This is a genomic window from Psychromonas sp. KJ10-10 (assembly GCF_047323245.1).
GTDB lineage: Bacteria > Pseudomonadota > Gammaproteobacteria > Enterobacterales > Psychromonadaceae > Psychromonas.
In genome coordinates this window covers 1705175-1728265 of sequence record NZ_CP178826.1, presented here as the reverse complement: position 1 = coordinate 1728265, position 23091 = coordinate 1705175, and the positions used below count along the sequence as shown (strand labels likewise).

At 38.8% G+C, this 23091-nt stretch carries 11 protein-coding genes and 8 pseudogenes; 13 read left to right on the top strand and 6 right to left on the bottom strand.

What is annotated here, in order from left to right:
- Positions 1-106: 106 nt before the first annotated feature.
- Positions 107-982: a MurR/RpiR family transcriptional regulator gene (locus tag ACLKMH_RS09820; protein ID WP_413701800.1), complete on the top strand. Its 876-nt coding sequence runs from the start codon at positions 107-109 to the stop codon at positions 980-982.
- A 190-nt stretch (positions 983-1172) separates the two neighbouring features.
- On the opposite strand, the gene ACLKMH_RS09815 is transcribed toward ACLKMH_RS09820, so the two are convergent.
- From ACLKMH_RS09815 to ACLKMH_RS09805, 3 genes are read right to left on the bottom strand one after another with little or no spacing between them, the layout of a single operon-like run.
- Positions 1173-1847, bottom strand: a complete 675-nt coding sequence (locus tag ACLKMH_RS09815) for an ABC transporter permease (protein ID WP_413701799.1) — start codon at positions 1845-1847, stop codon at positions 1173-1175.
- Positions 1825-2613: an ABC transporter ATP-binding protein gene (locus ACLKMH_RS09810; protein WP_413701798.1), complete on the bottom strand. Its 789-nt coding sequence runs from the start codon at positions 2611-2613 to the stop codon at positions 1825-1827. Before ACLKMH_RS09810 ends, ACLKMH_RS09815 begins: the two co-directional genes overlap by 23 nt.
- 3 nt (positions 2614-2616) lie before the next feature.
- Complete coding sequence (locus ACLKMH_RS09805) at positions 2617-3600, bottom strand: ABC transporter substrate-binding protein (RefSeq protein ID WP_413701797.1); 984 nt, start codon at positions 3598-3600, stop codon at positions 2617-2619.
- Positions 3601-4003: 403 nt separating this feature from the next.
- Between ACLKMH_RS09805 and ACLKMH_RS09800 the strand changes: the two genes are divergently transcribed.
- The 8 genes and pseudogenes from ACLKMH_RS09800 (at position 4004) to puuE (ending at position 14623) form a co-directional block, all read left to right on the top strand.
- Positions 4004-4522, top strand: a complete 519-nt coding sequence (locus ACLKMH_RS09800) for a TetR family transcriptional regulator C-terminal domain-containing protein (protein ID WP_413701796.1) — start codon at positions 4004-4006, stop codon at positions 4520-4522.
- Positions 4523-4697: 175 nt separating this feature from the next.
- A pseudogene (locus tag ACLKMH_RS09795) lies at positions 4698-6033 on the top strand (8-oxoguanine deaminase); the annotation flags it as partial.
- A 381-nt stretch (positions 6034-6414) separates the two neighbouring features.
- Positions 6415-7950, top strand: coding sequence for a xanthine dehydrogenase small subunit (gene xdhA, locus ACLKMH_RS09790; RefSeq protein WP_413701795.1), 1536 nt, complete (start codon positions 6415-6417; stop codon positions 7948-7950).
- Positions 7937-10292: pseudogene (xdhB, locus tag ACLKMH_RS09785) on the top strand (xanthine dehydrogenase molybdopterin binding subunit). Before xdhA ends, xdhB begins: the two are co-directional and overlap by 14 nt.
- 88 nt (positions 10293-10380) lie before the next feature.
- Complete coding sequence (gene uraH, locus ACLKMH_RS09780) at positions 10381-11151, top strand: hydroxyisourate hydrolase (RefSeq protein WP_413701794.1); 771 nt, start codon at positions 10381-10383, stop codon at positions 11149-11151.
- A 1-nt stretch (position 11152) separates the two neighbouring features.
- A pseudogene (gene guaD, locus ACLKMH_RS09775) lies at positions 11153-12468 on the top strand (guanine deaminase).
- Between the two features lie 13 nt (positions 12469-12481).
- Positions 12482-13670 (top strand): annotated as a pseudogene (locus ACLKMH_RS09770) (urate hydroxylase PuuD).
- Between the two features lie 11 nt (positions 13671-13681).
- Positions 13682-14623: an allantoinase PuuE gene (gene puuE / locus ACLKMH_RS09765; protein WP_413701793.1), complete on the top strand. Its 942-nt coding sequence runs from the start codon at positions 13682-13684 to the stop codon at positions 14621-14623.
- A 56-nt stretch (positions 14624-14679) separates the two neighbouring features.
- On the opposite strand, the gene ACLKMH_RS09760 is transcribed toward puuE, so the two are convergent.
- On the bottom strand, positions 14680-15162 hold the full coding sequence (locus tag ACLKMH_RS09760) for a MarR family winged helix-turn-helix transcriptional regulator (protein ID WP_413701792.1): 483 nt from the start codon (positions 15160-15162) through the stop codon (positions 14680-14682).
- A 136-nt stretch (positions 15163-15298) separates the two neighbouring features.
- On the opposite strand from ACLKMH_RS09760, the pseudogene ACLKMH_RS09755 reads away from it, so the two are divergent.
- From ACLKMH_RS09755 to ACLKMH_RS09740, 4 genes and pseudogenes are all read left to right on the top strand, one after another.
- Positions 15299-16224: pseudogene (locus tag ACLKMH_RS09755) on the top strand (DMT family transporter).
- A gap of 402 nt (positions 16225-16626) precedes the next feature.
- A pseudogene (gene selD / locus ACLKMH_RS09750) lies at positions 16627-17608 on the top strand (selenide, water dikinase SelD).
- 164 nt (positions 17609-17772) lie between these two features.
- Positions 17773-18159, top strand: coding sequence for a hypothetical protein (locus ACLKMH_RS09745; RefSeq protein WP_413701791.1), 387 nt, complete (start codon positions 17773-17775; stop codon positions 18157-18159).
- Between the two features lie 319 nt (positions 18160-18478).
- The gene (locus ACLKMH_RS09740) at positions 18479-18748 is read left to right on the top strand and encodes a hypothetical protein (protein ID WP_413701790.1); all 270 of its coding nucleotides are present in this window, start codon (positions 18479-18481) and stop codon (positions 18746-18748) included.
- 90 nt (positions 18749-18838) lie between these two features.
- Here the strand turns inward: ACLKMH_RS09740 and aegA are convergent.
- A pseudogene (gene aegA / locus ACLKMH_RS09735) lies at positions 18839-20843 on the bottom strand (formate-dependent uric acid utilization protein AegA).
- 70 nt (positions 20844-20913) lie between these two features.
- A pseudogene (gene fdhF, locus ACLKMH_RS09730) lies at positions 20914-23069 on the bottom strand (formate dehydrogenase subunit alpha).
- Between the last annotated feature and the right edge of the window lie 22 nt (positions 23070-23091).

The window sequence follows — 23091 nt, the reverse complement described above, 5'->3', positions numbered from 1 at the left end:
AAGTTAATAGTAAAATTTAAATATCATTATTTCAACTCTTTTTTGATAATTATTTTTCAGTTATAATTATCATGAAAATTAATTACCAGTTTCTGAGGAGATAATATTGAATAACAATAATGAACAAGATTTACTGGATGCAAGAATACGTACACATTATGAAAGTTTGCCTCCCTCAGAAAAGTCACTGGCTGATCTTTTGCTGTCTTTTCCGGGAAACATAACCGACTACTCGGCAACAGAACTATGTAAGCAGGCAAAGACCTCTAAAGCGATCGCAACACGTTTTTTTAGTCGCCTTGGATATAAAGACTTTAATGATGCTAGACGACAGACTAGAGAAGCCAAAAAATGGGGTGCACCTATTTACCAAAGCAGTCGCTTTGATGAGGTTTCAAAAAGTGAGAGCAGTAATAGTGAAATAATTGCAAATCATATCAACCGCGAACAAACTAATTTACAACGTACTCTTGAAGGCATCGATATTTCAACCTTGCGTTCATTAGTTAAAGCAATCATAAGTAAACAGAGAGTATTGATTGTTGGTTACAGAAATAATCGTTTTCTGGCGGAATATTTACATCGCCAGCTAGGACTACTAAGAAACAATGTCACCTTACACCCAGGTCCTAATCAGGCTATCGCTGAAGAAATTTTTGATATCAATGAAGATGACTTGCTCATTGTTTTTGCGATGCGCAGAAGAACCCCCATTCTTGATAAAGTGATCGAATTAGCAGAGCAGAAAAAGACCCCTATCGCACTGATAGCGGATCCAACCGCCGCCACACTTGAAAAGCGCGCGAAGTGGAAATTAAATTGCATTGTACACGGCACTTCTAGCTTTGATTCCTACAGTAGTGTTATCAGTGTTTTAACCTTGCTGATCAGTATTGTTTGCACAGAAAGTACCAGTGCATTAGAACGATTAAGAATGGTTGAGTCGACCCATGATAATTTAGGCGAATTGAGCGGAAAATAACTAACTTCAAAGAACAAGTAGCAAGGCCATTATTATCTGACCTTGCTACAATTGTAATGCGTAATATTGCTATTATTTTTTCTTAGGTAAACTCCAGGGAAAGTAAAAAGCTTGTATCCACTGTATTGATTTAAATAATAATAAACTCACTGCAGATAATAAAATCAAACCAGAGAACGCCTGTGAGATCTTAAAAATGAAGTGGAAAACTGGATAAAATATCCAAGCCCCTGTTCCGCAAAGCAACAAACTCAGCAACCACAGCGCCAATAATCGACAGCGTGATAGAAATACGTAAACCACTAAATATATGCGGAATAGCATAGGGAATACGAATTTGCCAAGTTTCTCGATAACGTGGCGCGCGTAATGATTGGCTCAATTCAATCATCTCAGGAGGTGTTTCCAACATCCCAGTTGTACTTGAGACAACAATTGGAAAAAATGAAATTAGACAGGTGATCAATACACGTGAAGAATCATCCGTTCCTAATAACACAATAATCAAAGGTGCAACGGCAACAATAGGCGTAGACTGGATAACAATCAATGCAGGGTAAATAGTACGGGTTAATAATTCCGAGCGCACCATTGCAATGGCGAGTGGTATGGCAATCAAAATAGATAAACCAAAGCCCATTAAAGCAACACGCAGGGTAGCCCATAGATGAACTGTCCAACGGGCCATATCGACTCCAAAGAAAGCTGTTACTATGTCAGAGGGTGATGGTAAAACATAACTTGGCACATCTCCTAACTGGCAAACAAGCTCCCACAACACGATTAGGCCAACAAAAAAAACAATGGGAGCAAAGCGATCACTCTGCCTTCCAATCCAATGTTTAAACGAATACGTTTGGCTCATAAATATACCCTCGAATTTTATTTGTTAGTTCGGCAAAGTAAGCTTCATTAATGGTTTCAGCTGTTCTTGGACGAGGTAAATTTACATCGATCAAATCTAAAACAGTACCCGGTCGCTTACTCATCACTAAAATACGATCGGACAGTAAAACCGCTTCGCTAATTGAATGGGTTATGAAAAGAACAGTCTTAGGGTTCTTTTCCCAAATTTTAAGTAAATCAAACCCCATTTGTTCACGGGTCAATGCATCTAAAGCAGAAAAAGGCTCATCCATTAATAAAATATCTGGATTAAGTAATAACGCACGAACGATGCCCACTCTTTGTTGCATACCACCAGAAAGTTCTCCTGGCATTTTCTCAGCAAATTGACTAAGCCCAGACATTTCAAGTAGTTCATCAGCATATTTTTCATCCTGAGGGCTATAAAACCCATATTTATGCTTTAGCGGAAATAACACATTTTTACGCACCGTCAACCAAGGCAATAGATTAGCAGTCTGAAACACAATACCAACATCATCACGAGGCTCGGTTACGGACCGATTAAAAACACTCACCTCACCCGCAGAAGGAATTAATAAACCAGATACCAAACGTAATAAGGTAGATTTACCACAGCCAGAGGGGCCAACCACAGCCACAAATTCATGGCGGTGGATATCTAAATCTATATCTTCAATGGCCATGGGAGCATCGGGGTTGGGATCATATCGATGACCAACTCCTTTCATGCTCACATAAGAATTCGCAGTTTTATTTTTCATCGATTATTCCTGCAGGTAATCAAATTTCACAACGGTTTGTGGGTCAAGTGCATCTTCTTCTAAGCCATTAGCGGTAGCAACATATTCCCAAGTGTGTTGAATACGTTCAGCTGTAAATGTACCAACACCATCTGCCTTAGTTACATCGTTATAAACCAAGCTAGTGATACCTCTGATTTGATCCGCCGCAATCTTTGCATCTACTTCAGGCACAATCGCATGTATCGCTTGCCCCGCTTTATCAGGATGTGCATAAGTAAACTCAATTGCTTTAGCAAATGCTTTAATAAAGCGCTTAGCGACATCGGGACGTTCATTTAAAAAGGCTTCCGAGGCTAATAATGAAGAACTGTAAAGGGATAAACCAGCACTCGACCAAGGGATCTCAACCAAATTTTTTCCCGCTTCTTTAGCTTGCTTTTGGAATAATGGCGTATTAGTGACCCATGCAATAATGGCATCTGTATTACCCATGATCATCATTGGACTTAAGGCGCCAGCATCGGCTTTTACTAATTGAATATCCGATTCCGATAAACCATTCTTTTTAAGTACTAAGGGTAAAAACGCATTTGAAGAGGTAAAAGGTGAAGTTGTTACTTTTTTGCCTTTCAAATCTTTAATAGAGGAAATGCCAGAGCTTTTCAAAGCAAAAAAAGCATGAGGAGCCTGAGTAAAATAAGGCAAAACAGCGACAACAGGTGCATTACCTCGCACTTTAGCGACCATCAATCCACCGATATCAGAGGTACCTATATCAGATTGGCCCGTTGACATTTTTGTTAATGTATCCGTTGAACCTCGTCCACTGGCAATAGAAACATCAAGATCTGCTTCTGCAAAAAATCCTTCCTGAATACCAACATACACTGGTGCAAAATCGCCTCCAGGTAACCAATCTAATTGATAAGTCACCTTATCCGTCGCTAAAGCGAGCGAGCTTGAGAACAAACCAGCCAATAACGCACATTTAAATACTACTTTCATAATTAACTCCATCTAAAAATAACAACCTATGTATTTTCACTGTAAAACAAAGTGAAACCAAAATACCAACAAAATAGATTCTAAAATTTAAATTTCAAAAACACAATGATTTTTTGGTATTTTATTATCACTTAAATTTAATTTGATAATAAAATACCAACTAGAGTTAAATAAGCTAAATTAATAAGAGCCACCTGCTTAACAGTTGCTTTTCGTTAAACACAAGATCCTGCTACAATATAATTTGAAATGCATAATAAGAGAATGAGGCCTTAGGTGGACATAAAGAAGAGCAATAAGCAGAGTAAAATCCGTGCTAAAAATAATGAAAAAATTCTTCTGGCGACCGAATTAGAGTTTGTTAAACATGGATATAAAGGGACAAGTATTCAGTTAATTGCTGATGCAACGAGGACTACCTAAAGCCAATTTGCTGTATTACTTTAGTAATAAAGCAAATCTTTATAACACGGTATTAGAGGGCATAGTTCATCAATGGGATAGGTTCTTTACTGATATTACTGAAGATGATGATCCTGCCGAAAGTTTAGAATCATATATCCGTATTAAGGTTGAGCATGCTTTAAATTACCCAAATGCATCAAAAATATTTGCCACTGAGATTATTCAAGGTGCGCCAAATATGAATGACAAATTACGTCAATATGTACATGATAATTTAACAAATAAATGTAAAGTGATTGAAAGCTGGATTGCACAGGGAAAAATGAACAAGGTAGATCCACATCATTTATTTTTCCTAATCTGGTCAAGCACTCAGTATTATGCAGACTATGAAACACAGGTTTTATTAATCACCGATAAACAAAGCTATCATACAGAAGATATCGAACGAATTAGCCGTTTCCTGTGTCACATGATTTTGTCAGGTTGTGGTTTAAAACCAACCTACCAACTTTAAATCTAATTAAAGTGCATAAAAATAATCTAGAAAACTATTCACATTCATGTAACATACAAAGCTAATTAGCAGATTAACACGCAAGTCACTGCTAGATATAAACTTATTGAGTATTCAAAAATTACGCTCAATAAGGCTTATAACTTACTCTTCTTTTTTTATAAAAGGTGTGACTATGTCTAAAACGCTATGGATCAAAAAACCACTTTCTGTCTTTACTGCAAACAATCAAGATGCCGGTAACGGGATTGTCATCAAAAACGGTGTTATTGTAGAGCTTGTTGCCAGTAATGCTGAACCTAAACAACCTATAGATCGTATCTTTGATGCTCGCCAACATGTTTTAATTCCCGGCTTGGTTAATACACATCATCATCTCTATCAAACCCTGACTCGTGCATTTCCACCAGCATTAAATAAACGTTTATTTCCTTGGTTACAAACCCTATACCCAGTTTGGGCGAAATTGCGACTCGACATGTTGCATGCGAGCAACGGAGCTTGGTTTAGCTGAATTATTGTTATCGGGTTGCACAACGGTCGCAGACCATCATTACCTTTTCCCCAAGCATTAACTGAAGCGATTGATATTCAAGTATCAGCGGCTCAAAAAATCGGTAACCGCGTGATGTTAACACGCGGTTCAATGAGTCTTGGTGAAGAGGATGGCGGTTTACCACCACAATCAACGGTGCAAACAGACACAGCTATTATTGATGATTGCCAACGCGTTATTAACCAATTTCATCAAAATGAAGTAGGCGCTATGGTACAAATTGCACTTGCCCCTGCTCGCCTTTTTCAGTTACTACAGAATTGATGAAAGAGACGGCTAAGCTTGCTCGAGACAATAATGTTCGTTTGCATACTCATTTAGCAGAAACAGAAGATGAAAATAGTTTTTGCTTAAAAACCTTTGGCTTACGTCCTGTAGATTATCTAGAGTCTGTTGAATGGTTAGCATCAGATGTATGGCTTGCTCATGGTATTCATTTTAACGATGATGAAATAAAACGTTTGGGCCAAGCAAAAGTGGGTATTGCACACTGCCCCTCCTCCAACATGGTGTTAGCCTCTGGCATTTGTCGCACTAAAGAGCTTCAAGCAGGAGGTGCTTTCGTGGGGTTAGGTGTAGATGGCTCTGCATCGAATGATGGTTCAAATATGATCCAAGAGGTTTCGCCAAGCCTTACTCATTAATAGATTACGCTACCAAGCAGATGAAGTGACTCATCAAGATGCACTTTACTGGGCAACTAAAGGCTCAGCTCAAGTGCTAGGTCGTGATGATATCGGTGAATTAGCGATTGGTAAACAAGCTGATATTGCACTCTTCAACCTCGATGAAGCACGTTTTTCGGGTGCTCATGATCCTCTTCGTCGCATTAATTTTATGTGGTGCGCATAGTGCTGATTTCGTGATGGTTGCAGGTCAATGGAAGGTAGAAAAAGGCATATTAGTAGATAACCACTTAACAGAGATTCAAGCTCGCCACCAACAGGCAAGCAAAGATGCTTGTCCAATAATCCCCTTACATAATAAACCATCACATTCCTGCGCTGTAAGCTTTAACACAGACTATTCAGCGCAATAACTGCCTCTTTAATCAATAAACCTTTCTTCATCTTTAACCTTTCAGCCTTTCAGCCTTTCAGCCTTTCAGCCTTTCAGCCTTTCAGCCTTTCAGCCTTTACCAAACTATATCCCAAAGATTCAAATATCCAAAAAATCCTGCGTTTTTGTACCTGAATGAAATTATATGACTAGTTGGTCAAGTTTGGTATAAAGGTTGCAATGTCATCTGGTAATGATAACTACTTATTTAAATAATACTGTTTTTAAAATTTCCTAAAACACTGTTATTAAAGAAAAAATAATGAAGGGGAAGCATGTGATTCATTTTTTATTAAATGATCGACCAGTGCAAATCGATCAACAAGCACCAGATATAAACATTTTGAATTGGCTTCGCACCAAAATAGGGAATACAAGTAGTAAAGAAGGATGTGGAACCGGTGATTGTGGTGCCTGCACAGTATTAGTGGGTAGTGAAATCACTGATAAAAATAATAATAGCCACTGGCATTACCAAACAGTCAATGGTTGCTTAATGTTATTAGGTAATCTTCATGGTAAACATATTATTACCCCTGACGCATTAACCATACAAGCAAATCCAGTTTTACAAGACTTACACCCCGTGCGCCGCGCTATGGTGGAATGTCATGGGTCACAATGTGGTTTTTGCACCCCAGGTTTTATTATGAGCATGTTAGCGCTTTATATTAATAATACTGAATACCCGGGTAAAAAAGCGGTGATCCATGCCTTAGGTGGAAATTTATGTCGTTGTACAGGTTACAGCCCAATATTAAAAGCGGTAGAAAAGAGCTATCAATACCCACGTCAGCAAGAGCTATGGTCAGCTAGGGCAATAGAATTTAAAAAACAACTCAATGAGTTAGATAGCGATGTTGCTATCAATGTTCCCAGTTTAACCCAACATAATGCGGTGTTTTATGTACCACAAAACTTATCAGATTTATTAACCCTTAAACAGCGTTATCCGAGTGGTAAACTTGTTGCTGGTGCGACTGATTTATCCATTGAATTAAGCCAAGATTTATTAGAAATAAACACTTTTATTTCTGTCGCTCAAGTAAAAGAGTTATGTGAATTTGAAGAAACGCAGGATTCATTTTCAATCGGTGCGACTTTACCCTATAGCGAATTTACCGGTCCCTTTACAAAACATTATCCCGAAGCGAAAGAGTTATTTGAGAGACTCGGTTCAACACAAATACGCAATAGTGGCACACTTGGCGGTAGCCTTGCTAATGCCTCTCCTATTGGTGATCCCGCTCCTCTATTAATCGCTTTAAATGCGCAACTTGTTTTACAAAGCCTCAACAGTACTCGCACCATCGCCGTTGAAGATTTATTTGTTGGTTACCGACAAACCAGTCTCAAAGAAGATGAAGTGATCGCTACTATTATAATTCCTAAACCTAAAACCAGCAGTAAGCTTGCTTGCCATAAAGTTTCCAAACGTTTTGAAGATGATATTTCTACTGTTAGTTTAATCATTGCACTTGAAACCGATAACTCAAATATTTCCTCTGTTCGTTGTGCAATGGGAGGAATGAGTGCAACCCCCGCTCGTGCTAAACATATAGAAAACTTTCTTAAAGACAATGAATTTACAGTAAGTACTTTTATTGCGGCAAGCGAATTCATCGAAAAGGATTTCAGCCCGATGAGTGATGTTCGTGCCAGCGCATATTATCGCATTACAGTTGCGCAGAACCTTTTACAACGTGTCGGTTATGAATTCTGTCAGCCGATCAATATTAAGCAAGTTGGTGACACAGCCCATCAACATGCACAAAAGAATATAGCGATGAGGATTAATCATGCGGCACTTTAAAACCTCCACCGATAAAGATAAAAACAACAATAACATCGGAAAATCAGCCTTTCATGACAGCGCCATTAAACAGATCTGTGGTAAAGCGGATTATGTCGATGATCGCCTTGAACTCAGTAATTGTTTATACGCCTACCCAGTTTTATCTCGCATTACCTGCGGAAAAATACTTTCAATCGATATGTCTGAAGCACTCTCTCTTGAAGGGGTTGAGACAATACTCGGTTACCATGATATTCCAGGTAAAAAAGACATTGGCCCAGTATTTCCTGGTGATATTTTACTAACTGAAGAAAATATTGAATACCACAATCAGCCGATATTATTAGTGGTTGCAGACTCTTATCAATTGGCTCGTAAAGTCGCTAGACTGGTTAAAGTAGAATACCAAGAAAGCCCTGCGATGCTGGATATTAAAGATGCAATAAAACAACAACACTGGGTACGTCCGCCTCATCAAATGATAAAAGGCGATGCACAGCAAGCGATTCAACAAGCGCAACATACACTGTCTGGTGATATAGCTATCGGTGGGCAAGAGCATTTTTATTTAGAAGGGCAAGTTGCCAGCGTTCAGCCAAATGAAGATGGGGGCATGTTTGTACAATGTTCAACTCAACATCCAAGTGAAGTGCGACGATCTGGTCGCAAAAGTATTAAATTGCCCCTTTAATATTGTCACCGTTGAAATGCGCAGAATGGGTGGCGCTTTTGGTGGCAAAGAAACCCAAGCGACTCCTTGGGCATGTTTAGCGACTTTAGCGGCTTACCACACAGCTTCCCCAGTAAAAATTCGTTTATCTCGTAGTGATGACTTTCGCATAACCGGTAAACGCCACCCTTTTTATAACAAATATCAAGTTGGCTTTGATGAACAAGGTGTTATCGAGGGTGTTGACATAGAGGTTAATGGCGATTGTGGTTATTCACCGGATCTATCCGATGCGATTGTTGATCGCGCTATGTTCCATGCCGATAACGCTTATTATTATCCGAATGCTACAATTGTGGGTAATCGCTGTAAAACTAATACCGTCAGCCATACTGCCTTTCGTGGTTTTGGTGGTCCTCAAGGTATGATAACAGCTGAACTGATAATGGATGATATCGCCCGTTATCTGGGTAAAGACCCCCTTACTATTCGTCAAGCAAATTTGTATCGTCCAGGTAGAGATACAACCCCTTACAAACAAACCGTCGAGCAACATATTATTGCTGATATGCTCGATAAAATAGCAATCGATAGCCAATATTGGCAACGCCGTGAAAGTATAAAAGCTTTAATCAGCAATCCCCTTTTATTAAAAAAGGTCTGGCGATAACACCCGTTAAATTTGGTATTTCATTTACTGTACAACACCTTAATCAGGCAGGTGCCTTATTAAATATTTACGCCGATGGTTCGATTCAAATAAACCACGGTGGTACAGAAATGGGACAAGGTTTAAATACTAAAATAGCGCAGATTGTCGCCCATGCTTTTAGTGTTGATCTCAATACCATTGCTATTACTGCAACTAATACCGATAAAGTGCCTAATACCTCACCGACAGCGACCTCAAGTGGTACCGATTTAAATGGTATGGCAGACATTAAACGCGACTAACACTATTAAAACACGACTTATCAATTTCATCAGCCATCACTTTGACGTGAGTATTGAGCACATAAAATTTAGCAATAATCATATCCAATATGCGCAGGAGAAAATTAGCTTTATTGATTTAATTGAGCTTGCTTATATCAATCGCATTTCATTATCTTCAACGGGTTATTACGCAACACCTAAAATTCACTATGATCGTAACAAAGCGGAAGGTAAACCTTTCTTTTATTTCTCACACGGTGTGTCTGTGAGTGAAGTTGAAATAGATACCTTAACCGGCGAAAACACAGTAACACGTGTCGATATCTTGCAAGATGTGGGTAACTCTCTCAATCCCGCTATCGATATCGGTCAGATAGAAGGTGCCTTTATTCAGGGTATGGGTTGGTTAACTACAGAGGAATTAAAATGGGATAACAGTGGACGATTAGCAAGCTTTGCCCCTGCTACCTATAAGATACCCGCCATTGGTGATACGCCTGAAGAATTCAATGTCAATTTATATGATTCTGAAAACCCAGAAGCGACCGTATTCCGCTCAAAAGCGGTTGGTGAACCTCCCTTTATGCTTTGTTTTAGTGTTTGGAGTGCGATACGCGATGCAATTGCCAGTATCACTGATTATCAATTCTCTCCTCAACTCAATACACCCGCAACGCCGGAAAGAGTATTAAATGCGGTTATGCAAGCGCAACAATTTACAGTAACAAAAAAGAATCAAGACAAGGAAATATGATGAGCTTAGAAAAAATAAACACACTTGATAACACACAAGCTTATCAACTATTTGAGGGTGTTGTTGTAGCCCTAACTGGATTGAGGCAATGCTAACTGCCCGTCCTTTTAAAAACAAACAAGCATTATTGGATAGCGCAAATATCATTTGGCAATCATTAGCAGAGCAGGACTTTTTGATTGCCTTTACTGGGCATCCGCAAATAGGCAACTTAAGCACCTTACAGGAAAAATACGCACATACGGCAAAGGATGCTGGTCATGAACAAAGTGCCATGTCTGTTGCTGATCAATCTGTTATCGAAGAGATGTTTTTATTAAATAAACATTATTTAGAAAAATTTGGATTCATTTTTATCGTCTGCGCCAGTGGTAAGAGTGCCACCGAAATGTTGACTTTATTAAAAAACAGAATCGGCAATGAACGCCCTACTGAACTTGCCATTGCAACAGAAGGAACAAGCCAAAATCACAGCAATACGTCTGGAGAAGTTATTATGAACAACAATCCTATTACTACACATATATTAGATACTTCTACGGGCACACCTGTCGCTAACATCAAGGTAAGTTTATTTGTTTTACAGGATGATAACTGGCAATTATTAAGCTCGGGTATCACCAATGAAGATGGCCGTCTTAGTGCCTGGGAAAGTGATGCTTGGTATAAAGATTTGTCACCAGAACAATTATTTTCCACCTATAAAGTCGTTTTTGATTTAGATAGTTATTGGCAAGGACAGCCAACTCCTGCTTTTTATCCAAGTGCAGAAGTTAGCTTTAGATTGCAAGATACACGTCATCACCATATTCCTTTATTGTTGTCTGCCTTTGGTTATTCAACCTATCGAGGAAGTTAAGATGAGCACATCAACAACCATTATTTGTGCAGATATTCTCGATTTTATTGAGGATCCAAGCAAAGATGAAGAGCATTCCTACCGTTATTTTTCACCTGGTGTCTTAGTCATTAAGGATGGTCTTGTACAACAAGTTGGTTTAGAAGCAGAGATATTACCTGAGCTAGAAAATCAATTAGACGATTATGAAATAAAACGCTACGACAATCGTCTGGTTATTCCTGGCATGATAGATACTCATGTTCATTTACCGCAAACAGAGATGATCGGGGCTTATGGAGAACAACTACTCACTTGGCTTAGTGAGTATGCTTTTCCCACCGAAAAGAAATTTTCCGATGAAGAATATGCTCGTATGATATCAAAACGATTTTTAGATGAGTTATTACGTAACGGCACCACAACCGCGCTGGTTTTTTGTACCGTTCATCCCGAATCAGTAAATGCTTTTTTTAAAGAGTGCCAAGAGCGACAATTACGCATGATTGCGGGCAAGGTAATGATGGATGTTAATTGCCCGGAAGATCTCTCAGATTGCTCGGAAAGCAGTTATCAACAATCAGTAGAACTGATTGAAAAGTGGCACAATGTGGATCGCTTAAATTATGCCGTCACCCCCCGCTTTGCACCAACCTCTTCACCTGAGCAGTTGCAAAAATGTGGGCAATTATTAAAAGACTACCCAGATACCTACCTGCACACACATTTATCGGAAAATGAAGATGAGATAGCTTGGGTAAAACAACTATTCCCCGAAGCAAAGGATTATTTAGGTGTTTATGAAGATGCCGGTTTAGTGAAAAAACGTTCTGTTTTTGCACATTCAATCCATTTATCTGAACGCGAAATGCAATGTTTATCAAAAAATGAAGCGTCAATTTCACACTGCCCTACTTCGAATTTATTTTTAGGCTCAGGTTTATTTAATTTAGCCTGCTGTGAAGAGCACGATATTAAACTTGGTTTAGGAACAGATGTTGGGGCTGGAACCAGCTTTTCATTATTACAAACCAGTAGTGAAGCTTATAAAATTCAGCAATTACAGAAACACAAAATGTCTGCGTTTAAAGGGCTTTACCTGGCGACTTTAGGTGGCGCAAGAGCATTAGACTTGGAAGGTACTGTCGGTAATTTTTTACCCGGATGTGAGGCTGATTTTGTGGTTTTAGACGACAATGCAACCCCTTCTTAAAATTTCGCTTACCACATAGTAAAAGCCTCCATGATCGCCTTTTTGCGATCATGATGCTAGCAGATGATCGTTGTATTGAAGAAACATACGTGATGGGCAAAAGCGCTCATAAACGTGATAATTAAGGACGTTATATTTATGGAAAATTATTTAATCGAAGTTGCACATTTAGTGTTACGTTATTTTCATGTTATTGCAGGTATTGCCTGGATTGGTGCATCATTTTATTTCGCATGGTTAGACAACAACTTACAAACCCCACCTGAAGAAAAAGCTAAAAAAGGTATTAGTGGCGACCTATGGGCAATACACGGTGGTGGTTTTTATGAAGTAGCAAAATATAAAAATGGCCCAGAACATATGCCAAGTACCTTACATTGGTTTAAATGGGAGGCTTATACCACTTGGATAACCGGTATTTTATTGTTTACCCTACTTTATTATGTTGGTGCAGATGCTTATTTATTAGATAGTAATAAAAATGGATTAGACCAATTTCAGGCTATCCTCACATCAATGGCAACAATTGCTGTAGGTTATGTGGTTTATCGCTTGATATGTAATACCGCACTCGCTGAAAAAGGTTATATTTTTACTGCTATTATGATTGCGTTGTTAGCCTTTTGGGCTTGGGGATTAGATCAATTATTTTCCGACCGTGCTGTATATCTGCATATTGGCGCATTAATCGGTACTTGTATGGCGGGTAATGTTTATCATGTGATCATGCCAGGGCAACGCTACTTAGTAAAAGAAGTTGAAGCGGGTAGAATTCCCGATTCAAAACCAGGCTTAAAAGCAAAACGTAGCTCTATTCATAATAACTACGCGACCTTGCCGATTATTTTTATCATGTTAAGTAATCACTTTTCGCATACCTATAGCCATCAATATGGATGGTTAATTTTGATTGTATTGATTTGCATAGGTATGTGGATCCGCCACTTCTTTAATCTAAAACATATTGGTATTAATAAACCTTCTGTTTTAATTACCGGCATAGGTGCATTTTTTATTCTAATGTTAGCGATTGCGCCTTGGCATAGCCTGAAAAAAATAGAAACAACACAGGTGGTTGATGATAGCCACGCTTGGCAAATCATTAATACTCACTGTAGTGAATGTCATAGTGCAACACCGCGTTCGACAATGTTTACTAGCGCTCCATCAGGATTAATCATTGATTCCATAGAAGATGCAAAAAGTATCGGCAATCATGTTTAATCGCGCAATTGTAAGCAAAGATATGCCGCTTGCAAATATGACTAACATGACAGATAAAGAACGACAAGATTTAGCAATCTGGTTACAAAACCACCAAAAATAAAGAGTGTGAATATGACATCAAATGAGCAACAAAATTATCCACGAGATTTGCTAGGTTATGGCCAAGATACAGTACATGCTAATTGGCCTAATAAAGCACGGATAGCAATTCAAATCGTGATGAACTACGAAGAAGGCGGTGAAAACTGTGTCTTACACGGCGATCCAAGTGCGGAAACCTTTTTATCAGAAATTATTAATGCACCGCAGGTAGCAGACCGGCATATGAGCATGGAATCTCTCTATGAATATGGCAGTCGTTCTGGCGTGTGGCGATTATTACGTTTGTTCGAAAAATATGATATTCCGATCACTGTCTTTGCCGTTGCAATGGCTTTGCAACGTCATCCAGAGGTCGCGAAAGCGATACAAGATGCCGGCCATGAAATATGTAGTCATGGACTGCGTTGGATTAACTATCAAGATGTTGATATCGAAACAGAACGACAACATATGCAAGAGGCTATTGCTATTATCAAAAAAATAACTGGTGAACGCCCATTAGGTTGGTACACCGGTAGAACCAGCCCTAATACAGGAAAATTGGTCGCTGAAGAAGGCGGTTTTGTCTATGATGCCGATGATTACAGTGATGATTTACCTTTCTGGAAAAATGTTGAAGGTAAACAACAGCTGATCGTGCCTTATACCTTAGATACCAATGATATGCGCTTCGCCTCTGTTCAAGGTTTTAATGCTGGTGATCAGTTTTATAATTACCTAAAAGATTGCTTTGATGCCCTTTATGAAGAAGGTGATGTGAATGGGCTTAATCGTCCAAAAATGATGTCGATTGGTTTACATTGTCGTATTATTGGTCGCCCAGCAAGAATAAAAGCACTAGAGCGATTTTTGCAATATGCGCAATCCTTTGAGGATGTTTGGTTCGCAAAACGTATTGATATTGCGAAACACTGGCAGAAAGAGCATCCAGCGACGACCTCCAACAGCTAAAATAAGTAATTATTTAGAAAAACAGGTGAGTGACCTATTTAAGTGTCAAACACCTGTTACTCAAATTGCCCTAGCCATGTTTTTAACATTTTATTTAATAAGGGTTTATCTGTTTCAGAAAGCGATGAAACCAATTGTAATTGCACTTTCACATGCTCCTCTATCACTTCATTAATTAACACAATACCCGCTTCACTTAAAGCCACCGACACACTTCGCCTATCTTGTTTACTATGCACTCGTTGAATTAGCCCTTTTATTTCTAACTTATCGAGACGATTTGTCATTGCACCAGAAGTTAACACCATAGAGTTAATCAACTGTGAGGGAGTTAAGCAGTAATTATCACCAGATCGTAATAGAGTGGCAAGCACATCGAACTCTCCGGGTTTCAACCCAAAGGATTTATGACATAGTGCAATTCGGCTTTCAAAATGTTTACTTAAACGCATCACGCGACCTATTAGTTGCATCGCATCTGTCTCTAAGTGTGGTTTTTCTTTTGTCCACTGTTGTACAACTTTATCTAATCCGTCCATTGGCGATTCTCTACAATTTCAATTGATCTTAATCATAACATAAAGAATCTTTACATGAAGTTACTTTACAAAATGATTTAAGTGGCGCAAAATTGCAACTATCTTAACGTAAAGATACTTAACAAAGAGATATTGAATGAACATATTACTGGCTATGATCCCTGCTTTTTTGGGGCACTACCTATGCATCAACACAACTCACTTTGCCGGATTGGCCTCCCTTATTACTTGGTGCATTACGTGCTTTGCCAGCAGGATTAATACTCCTATTAATCAAGCCTAACCTGCCAAAAATGTCACAATGGGGAATACTATTTCGCCTTGCTATGGTAAATATTGCTATTTTCTTTTGCCTTATATTTATTATGGCTTCAACACTACCCTCTGCTATTTCAGGTGTCGGTATGGTTTCCTTGCCTGTTTTTGCCATGATTTATGATTGGGTTATTAACAAACATAAACCTAATAAAACCCAAGCCTTTTTTGGTTTAATATTAATTCTACTTGCCTGGATGCTATTTAACCCAGGCACAATACAATTAAACCCGATTGGTTTAATTGCAATGTTGATGGCGATTGTTTGTATTATCTACGGCAGTAGCATGACCAAATCACTCGGTGCGCGTATCAATTGGTGGAATATTTTAACTTGGCAACTCATTCTTGGAGGCGTGATTTTAACCATTGCGTCAGTTATTGATGCATTGATTGCACCTGAAGAATATCTACAAGTGGCAACACAATTTAAATTAATTAACGGCTTGGGGTTAGTTTGGATTATTCTACTGAACCACTGCTATCGCATATGCTTTATATGTTTGGCTCCTGCAAAGAATGACAGTGGTCGATTTTACATTCGCAGGTATTGCTAACCCGATTGCAGGTATACTCGCTGGTTTATTATTTTTAGGTGAATCCTTTACTGTTACACAATATATATTAATGAGCGGTATGATTTTGGCATCATTAATGCCACAGATAATTGAAGTGATGAAACCTCATTTAACCTCTAATACACACTTGCAATATGAACCAACGCTCGCTCCTTCAAAATCTAGTTAGTTTTATTAAAGGAGCTAAATAACAACAAGCATCCAGCTTTAACTGATATGCACTACATCAACACGACATAAGCACCATAGCGCAACAAGCTTTGCACCAAAGTAGAAAAAATTAAAAAATAATCTGCTTTTATTAACAATAATAAATACTGCTTATTTATATAAAAAAACAAATTACTTATTGATAATAAAGGACTAATTTATAGATCTCTATTTTAGATTAACTTAATTCGCCCGATATTAAAGACAAACTATATCAATCACTTTTTAATGTTAATTGGCCTAAAACTAGCATAAGCATAAAGGTGTAAATAGGAATTTTTAAAAGCGACTCTAACTTTCACAGAATATAAACACTTATAAATCACAATAACAATAAACGGATTACTTTTGGGAGAATAAAATGGAACAAGTTCGCCTTACTCAATATAGCCATGGAGCCGGGTGTGGTCGCAAAATTTCACCGCAAATTTTAGATAAAATATTACATTCTCAAATAGCACCTTTTCAAGATCCTAACTTATTAGTGGGTAATGAAAGTAAAGACGATGTCGCCGTTTTTGATCTACAAAACGGCACTGCAATCGTCAGCACCACTGACTTTTTTATGCCTATTGTTGATGATCCCTATGATTTTGGGCGTATTGTCGCGACTAATGCTATCAGTGATATTTATGCGATGGGTGGAAAGCCAATTATGGCAATCGCTATTCTTGGTTGGCCTGTTAATTTATTAGCACCAGAAATTGCACAAAAAGTGATTGAAGGTGGTAGAGCAAGCATGTCGAGAAGCGGGTATCTCGTTAGCTGGAGGTCATTCAATTGATACACCCGAGCCAATTTTTGGTCTTGCGGTAACGGGAATTGTATCAACCGAGCAAGTTAAACAAAATAATAAAGCAGAAAAAAGTCGCCAATTATTCCTTACTAAACCATTAGGCATCGGCATATTAACTACCGCAGAAAAACAATCAAAATTACTTGATGAGCATAAAGGACTTGCCAGTCAATGGATGTGCAAGTTAAATAAATCAGGCGAGTCCTTTGCTAAAATTCCAGGTATAAAAGCAATGACCGATGTCACTGGGTTTGGTTTACTTGGTCATTTAAGTGAAATTTGCGAAGGTAGCCAGTTAAAAGCAGAAATTTACTTTGATAAAGTCCCATATCTACCTAATATTTTTGATTATATTGAAAAAGGTTGTGTCCCGGGCGGAACAACACGAAATTATGAAAGTTATAGTCATAAAATAGGTCCTATCACCGAGCAACAAAAGTCCTTACTCTGTGATCCACAAACCTCTGGAGGACTTCTACTCGCAGTTGCTCCGAACTCAGTAGAAGAAGTGCAGTTAATCGCTAAGCAACACGATATTGAGCTATAAGCTATTGGAGAATTAAAACAACAGGATGGGCCAATTTTAATCGACGTATTGTGATCTCAAGAATCGCCTTCACTACCATTAAAAAAATAAAATTATTTTGAACCATTTCATGTCAAAGGCCGTATTAGCTAAAAATAATAAGGCCACGACAATGGATATAAACAATGGATAAAAAAATACTTTTACGTTTAGGTGAATCTGTCATGCCAGAAGCACCTACTGTTCAACTAAAGAATGGAAGTTTTTGTATACCACAACATTATTTAACCTATGAGCACACTTTAGAAAGTGTAGAAGCACTCATTTGTGACATTGAATATGACGAGCGTTATGTAGTATTCGCGACCCAAGAAAAAAACGAAATTTACATACAAGTGGGTGTCGTCGGACACGATAATTATGTGAAAAAGTCTTCACAAAAAGAGTTAAAGCTATTATTTGGACGAAAGTGGCGTGTGGAGCCAGAGTTACCGACATCTGAGATTATCCAAAGTGTTTTTTTAGCGATAAAAAAGCGCGTGAACATGAAGTGCGTGAGCTATTTAAGTTAAACTGGAATAATAGTGTCACCACTCCTTTTAATACTCATATTGATTTACCGTTAATGGCTGAACAATATGAGCAAAAAAGCATTTTAAAAATAACCCTAAGCACATAACTTCAGCACAAAAAATAGAGCATATTTTAAGTCACTTTAGTTATGATCATAGTATTTTTGCATTGCACCATGCCGAGCAAAGAAACAATGGGTTATGGTTAATTGACATTAAAGTAATTCGCACAAAATTCAGTACATTACCAGAAACAAAAGATCGACTTATATATCTACAAATAGACGAGTTATCTCTAAATTCATTAAGTCGTGCTTTAATGCGAGAACTAATTTCAATAAGTGATGAGCATGTAGATATACATTTTAGCTACCGAGGATTTAATCGATTTAACCCAAACATTAATATTGAAGATATTGCCGATTTATCACAGCAAAGTCGCAAGCATGAATTAGCGAGCCATTTTGCCAATCAATTTAGTAAAACCAATTATGAAGTAGATCAAAAGCGCATACCACCAGTGCTACCTGGAAAATTAGCTCAAAAAAATAGTCGAGTGATTGAAAAATTCAAATTAGGTGCAGTATAAATATCAGGACAACTTACACCTATTGTTAGTTGTTAATGTCTAAAAAATGAAGCCCGATAATTTTCTTATCGGGCTTATATTCAAAAAGTATTATTGCATTGTTGGCGCTAAACTTGAATCAATGGGGCGTTGCTTTTCAACCCCCATATAATCCATCATTCCTAGCGCAGACTTGACGCCCTTCATCGATAGCATATACCACTAAATCAGCTCCTCGTACCACATCACCACCAGCAAAAATTTTGGGGTTACTGGTTTGAAATGGATAAGGCGACTCTTTCTCGGCAATCACACAATCCCAACGATTAAGTTTGATATTCTGCGAACTAATCCATGGCATAGAATGCGCGTTAAAGCCAAAGGCAACAATCACAGCATCAGCAGGCATAAAGAATTCTGAACCGGGAATGGGTCTTGGTCGACGACGGCCAGAGACATCAGCTTCGCCCATTTCAGTGCGCAATAAACTAAGACCTATCACACAATCATTCTCATCAACTTCAATCTTGAGTGGCTGAACCATAAACTCAAAATCTACGCCCTCTTCTTTAGCATTTTTTACTTCTTTCGTTGAACCAGGCATATTAGTTTCATCACGTCGATAAGCACAGGTTACCTTTTCAGCACCTTGGCGAATAGCGGTTCGCAAACAATCCATCGCGGTATCACCTCCGCCTAGCACCACTACTTTTTTATCTTTTAAATCAATAAAGGGTTCTGATTCCCATTGAGGCCAGCCCATTAAGTCTTTAGTACTCGCATTTAGATATGGAAGCGCATCATAAACACCATTGCTTTTTTCGTTTTCTAAACCGGCCTGCATATAATTGTATGCACCAACCCCAAGAAAAATAGCATCGAATTCTTGCAACATATTATCAAAGTTAACATCACGTCCCACTTCACAATCAAGGTGAAAATCGACACCCATTTCAGTGAAAAGCTCTCGGCGATGAATTAGAATTTTTTTATCTAACTTGAAGGGAGGAATACCAAAGGTCAGCATGCCACCGATTTCTGGCTGACGTTCAAAAATAACCGGTTTAACACCGTTACGTACCAAAATATCTGCACAGGCAAGCCCAGCTGGCCCACCACCAATAATAGCAACTTTTTTGTTAGTTGCTTTAACATAGGAAAGATCCGGTTTCCAACCTTGGTCAAAAGCGCTATCTGTTATAAAACGTTCTAAGTTACCAATGGTCACCGCGCCATGGTCCTCTTTTAGAGTACAATTACTTTCACAAAGTTTATCCTGCGGACAAACACGTCCAGTGATTTCAGGGAGAGAGTTAGTTTGATGACTCAACTCTACCGCGCGCATAATATCCCCTGCTTTGGTGAGTTTTAATAAATCCGGAATACGGTTGTGTAATGGACAACTCCACTCACATATAGAGTGTGTACCACAGGTTAAACAGCGTCCTGACGCATCTGTTGCTTCACTTTGAGTAAAAGTCGGATAAATTTCAAAAAAGTTGTTTCGACGAATAGCAGGGTCGACTTTAACAGGATCATGTCGAGCAGATGCCTTTCTTAACTGAGTAATTTTACCTAGCCCTTGAGCTTTCATTTTAATACTAGCGACTGTTTTGGGAGCACCACCAATTGCAGTTCTGATTTGTTTAGATTTACGTTGCAAAGCAAGTGTTTCTTCCGTGACAAGTGATAAGGCATCACTAGGACAATTTTCCACACAGGCAGGACCAGCTTCACGCTGTTCACATAAATCGCATTTATGGGCGTTAGCAACTATTACTTGATCATCCTTTTCTTCAACCGTTACAGTCATTGCACCAAAGGGACAGGCAACTTCACAGCTTTTACAACCGATACATTTTTCTTGGATCACTTGAACCGAATTGTTTCGATAAACAATGGCCCCTTCAGGGCATGAATTAACACAGGGTGCATCATCACAATGACGGCACAATAATGCAGTATGGAGATTATTGGCCTTTACCACATTGATACGTGGTAGAAATTTTTCAGCATCTGACACATGTTTATTTTGATTATGAGCCATCACACAAGAAACTTCACATGCTCGGCAACCAATACATTTAGTGGCATCACAAATGACAAAACGATTCATGTTAATCCTTAACTTTTACTATTTTTTAAAACATACCTTTAACAAAAAGGCATGTATTCCTTTGCACTTTTTACGAAGCTTCAGCTACATTGATCAAACGAGATTTTAATTCGCTATATTCATTTTTCAGGTATTCTTCCGCTTCTTTTTGATTACTTATTGCTTCGATTGCAACAGCGCTATATTTATATTCTGGTGTTTTAGCAATCGGGTCTACATGGTCAAGAGTCAACTCATTACAGGCACCAATCCACCATTGATATGTCATGTAAACAGAACCTTTATTGGCCCGTTCAGTAACATTGGCACGGGTGATAACCTTACCGCGTCGAGATTTAATCCACAGTAAATCTTGATCTTTTATGCCTAAATAAGTGGCATCATTGGGATTGATTTGAGCATATCCCGGTTCATCTGCTAGGGTTTGCAGAGCATGACAATTACCTGTCATAGAACGGCAGGAATAATGACCAACTTCACGCACAGTACTTAATACATAGGGGTATTTAGTATCAAGCTTATCCTTGGGTGCACGCCATTCAGCAAAAAAAGCAGTCCTTTACCATTACCACCTTTACGTGGGAAAACATTATTTTCATATAACCAAGGAGTACCGGGATGATCTTCAGAAGGACAAGGCCATGGAACATAACCCAAACCTTCCATTTTCTCATAGGTTGCGCCGGTATAGAGAGGACAAAGCAGACGTAACTCATCCCAAATTTCTTTGGTATTGTTGTAATGCATTGGGTACCCCATTGCAGTTGCCATTTCTGAAATAATTTGCCAGTCAATCTTCACATCACCCTGTGGTTCAATCGCTTTGCCAAAACGTTGAAAACCACGATCGGCGACCGTGTAAACACCTTCATGCTCTCCCCAGGAAGTAGCAGGAAAAATGACATCTGCCACTTCAGCTGTTTTGGTCATGAAAATGTCTTGAACGATCAAAATATCTAATTTAGAAAAGGATTCACGTACCAAAGATAATTCAGGCTCAGTTTGTAATGGATCTTCCCCCATCACATAATTCGCGCGAATAGTACCTTTTGCAATCCGATGCGGTAAATCAGTAAGCGCACAGCCTACCTCAGCAGACAAGCTTTCTACTCCCCAGGCTTGAGCAAATTTTTCTCGGTTTTCAGCCTCTGTGACACTTTGATAACCAGGGTATTGATCAGGTAAAGCTCCCATATCGCAAGCCCCCTGAACATTATTTTGACCACGAACCAGGGCCAACACCGACGTTTGGACGCCCGAAATTTCCGGTTAATAAAGCCAAACCAGATAAACCCTTAACAACATCTACGCCTTGCCCCCACTGTGTCACCCCCATTCCCCAAAGAATGGTTGCCGAAGGTGTCGCAAAGCATATAACCGGGCGACTTCACGAATCGATTCAGGATTAAGACCAGTAATAGTTGAGGCGTACTCTGGAGTATATTTTTCAACCACTTTACGCATATCTGAAAAACCTTCGGTATGCTTAGCAACATAATCGGCATCATAGAGGTTTTCATTGATCAGTACGTGAGCGAGCGCATTAACAAGCGCCATGTTAGAACCATTATTTAGCTGTAAATGAAGATCAGAAATACGTGCAGATTCAATACGGCGAGGATCACAAACAATAATTTTTGCACCACTCTCCTTGGCTTTAATCACACGTTTAGCAAGTACAGGGTGAGAGTCCGCAACGTTATAACCAAAAATAAGGATACATTTTGTATTCTCTATCTCTCCGATAGAGTTACTCATGGCACCATTACCCAATGTTGCCTGCAGGCCTGAAACAGAGGGGCCGTGACAAACACGAGCACAACAATCAATGTTATTAGTACCGGTCACCGCTCGCGCAAATTTTTGCATTACATAGTTAGTTTCATTACCAGGCCCACGTGATGAACCGGTATGCATAATTGCATTTGCACCAGATTCAGCCTTAATAGCCAACAATTTTGAGCTAGCAAAAGCAATCGCTTCATCCCAACTTACTTTCTCTAGCTTGCCATTCTTCTCTCGGCGGATCATTGGATGGCGTAAACGTGGCGTTAACAGTTTTGTATCATTTAGAAAATCCCAACCATAGTAACCCTTTAAACAAAGTTCACCTTGATTAGTCACGCCATTAGCGGGCTCTGCGCCGATAACTTTATTGTCTTCGACTAAGAGATTTATTTTACAGCCTGTACCGCAGTATGGGCAGACGGTTAATGCTTTATGCATGATTACCTACCTTATAGAAACT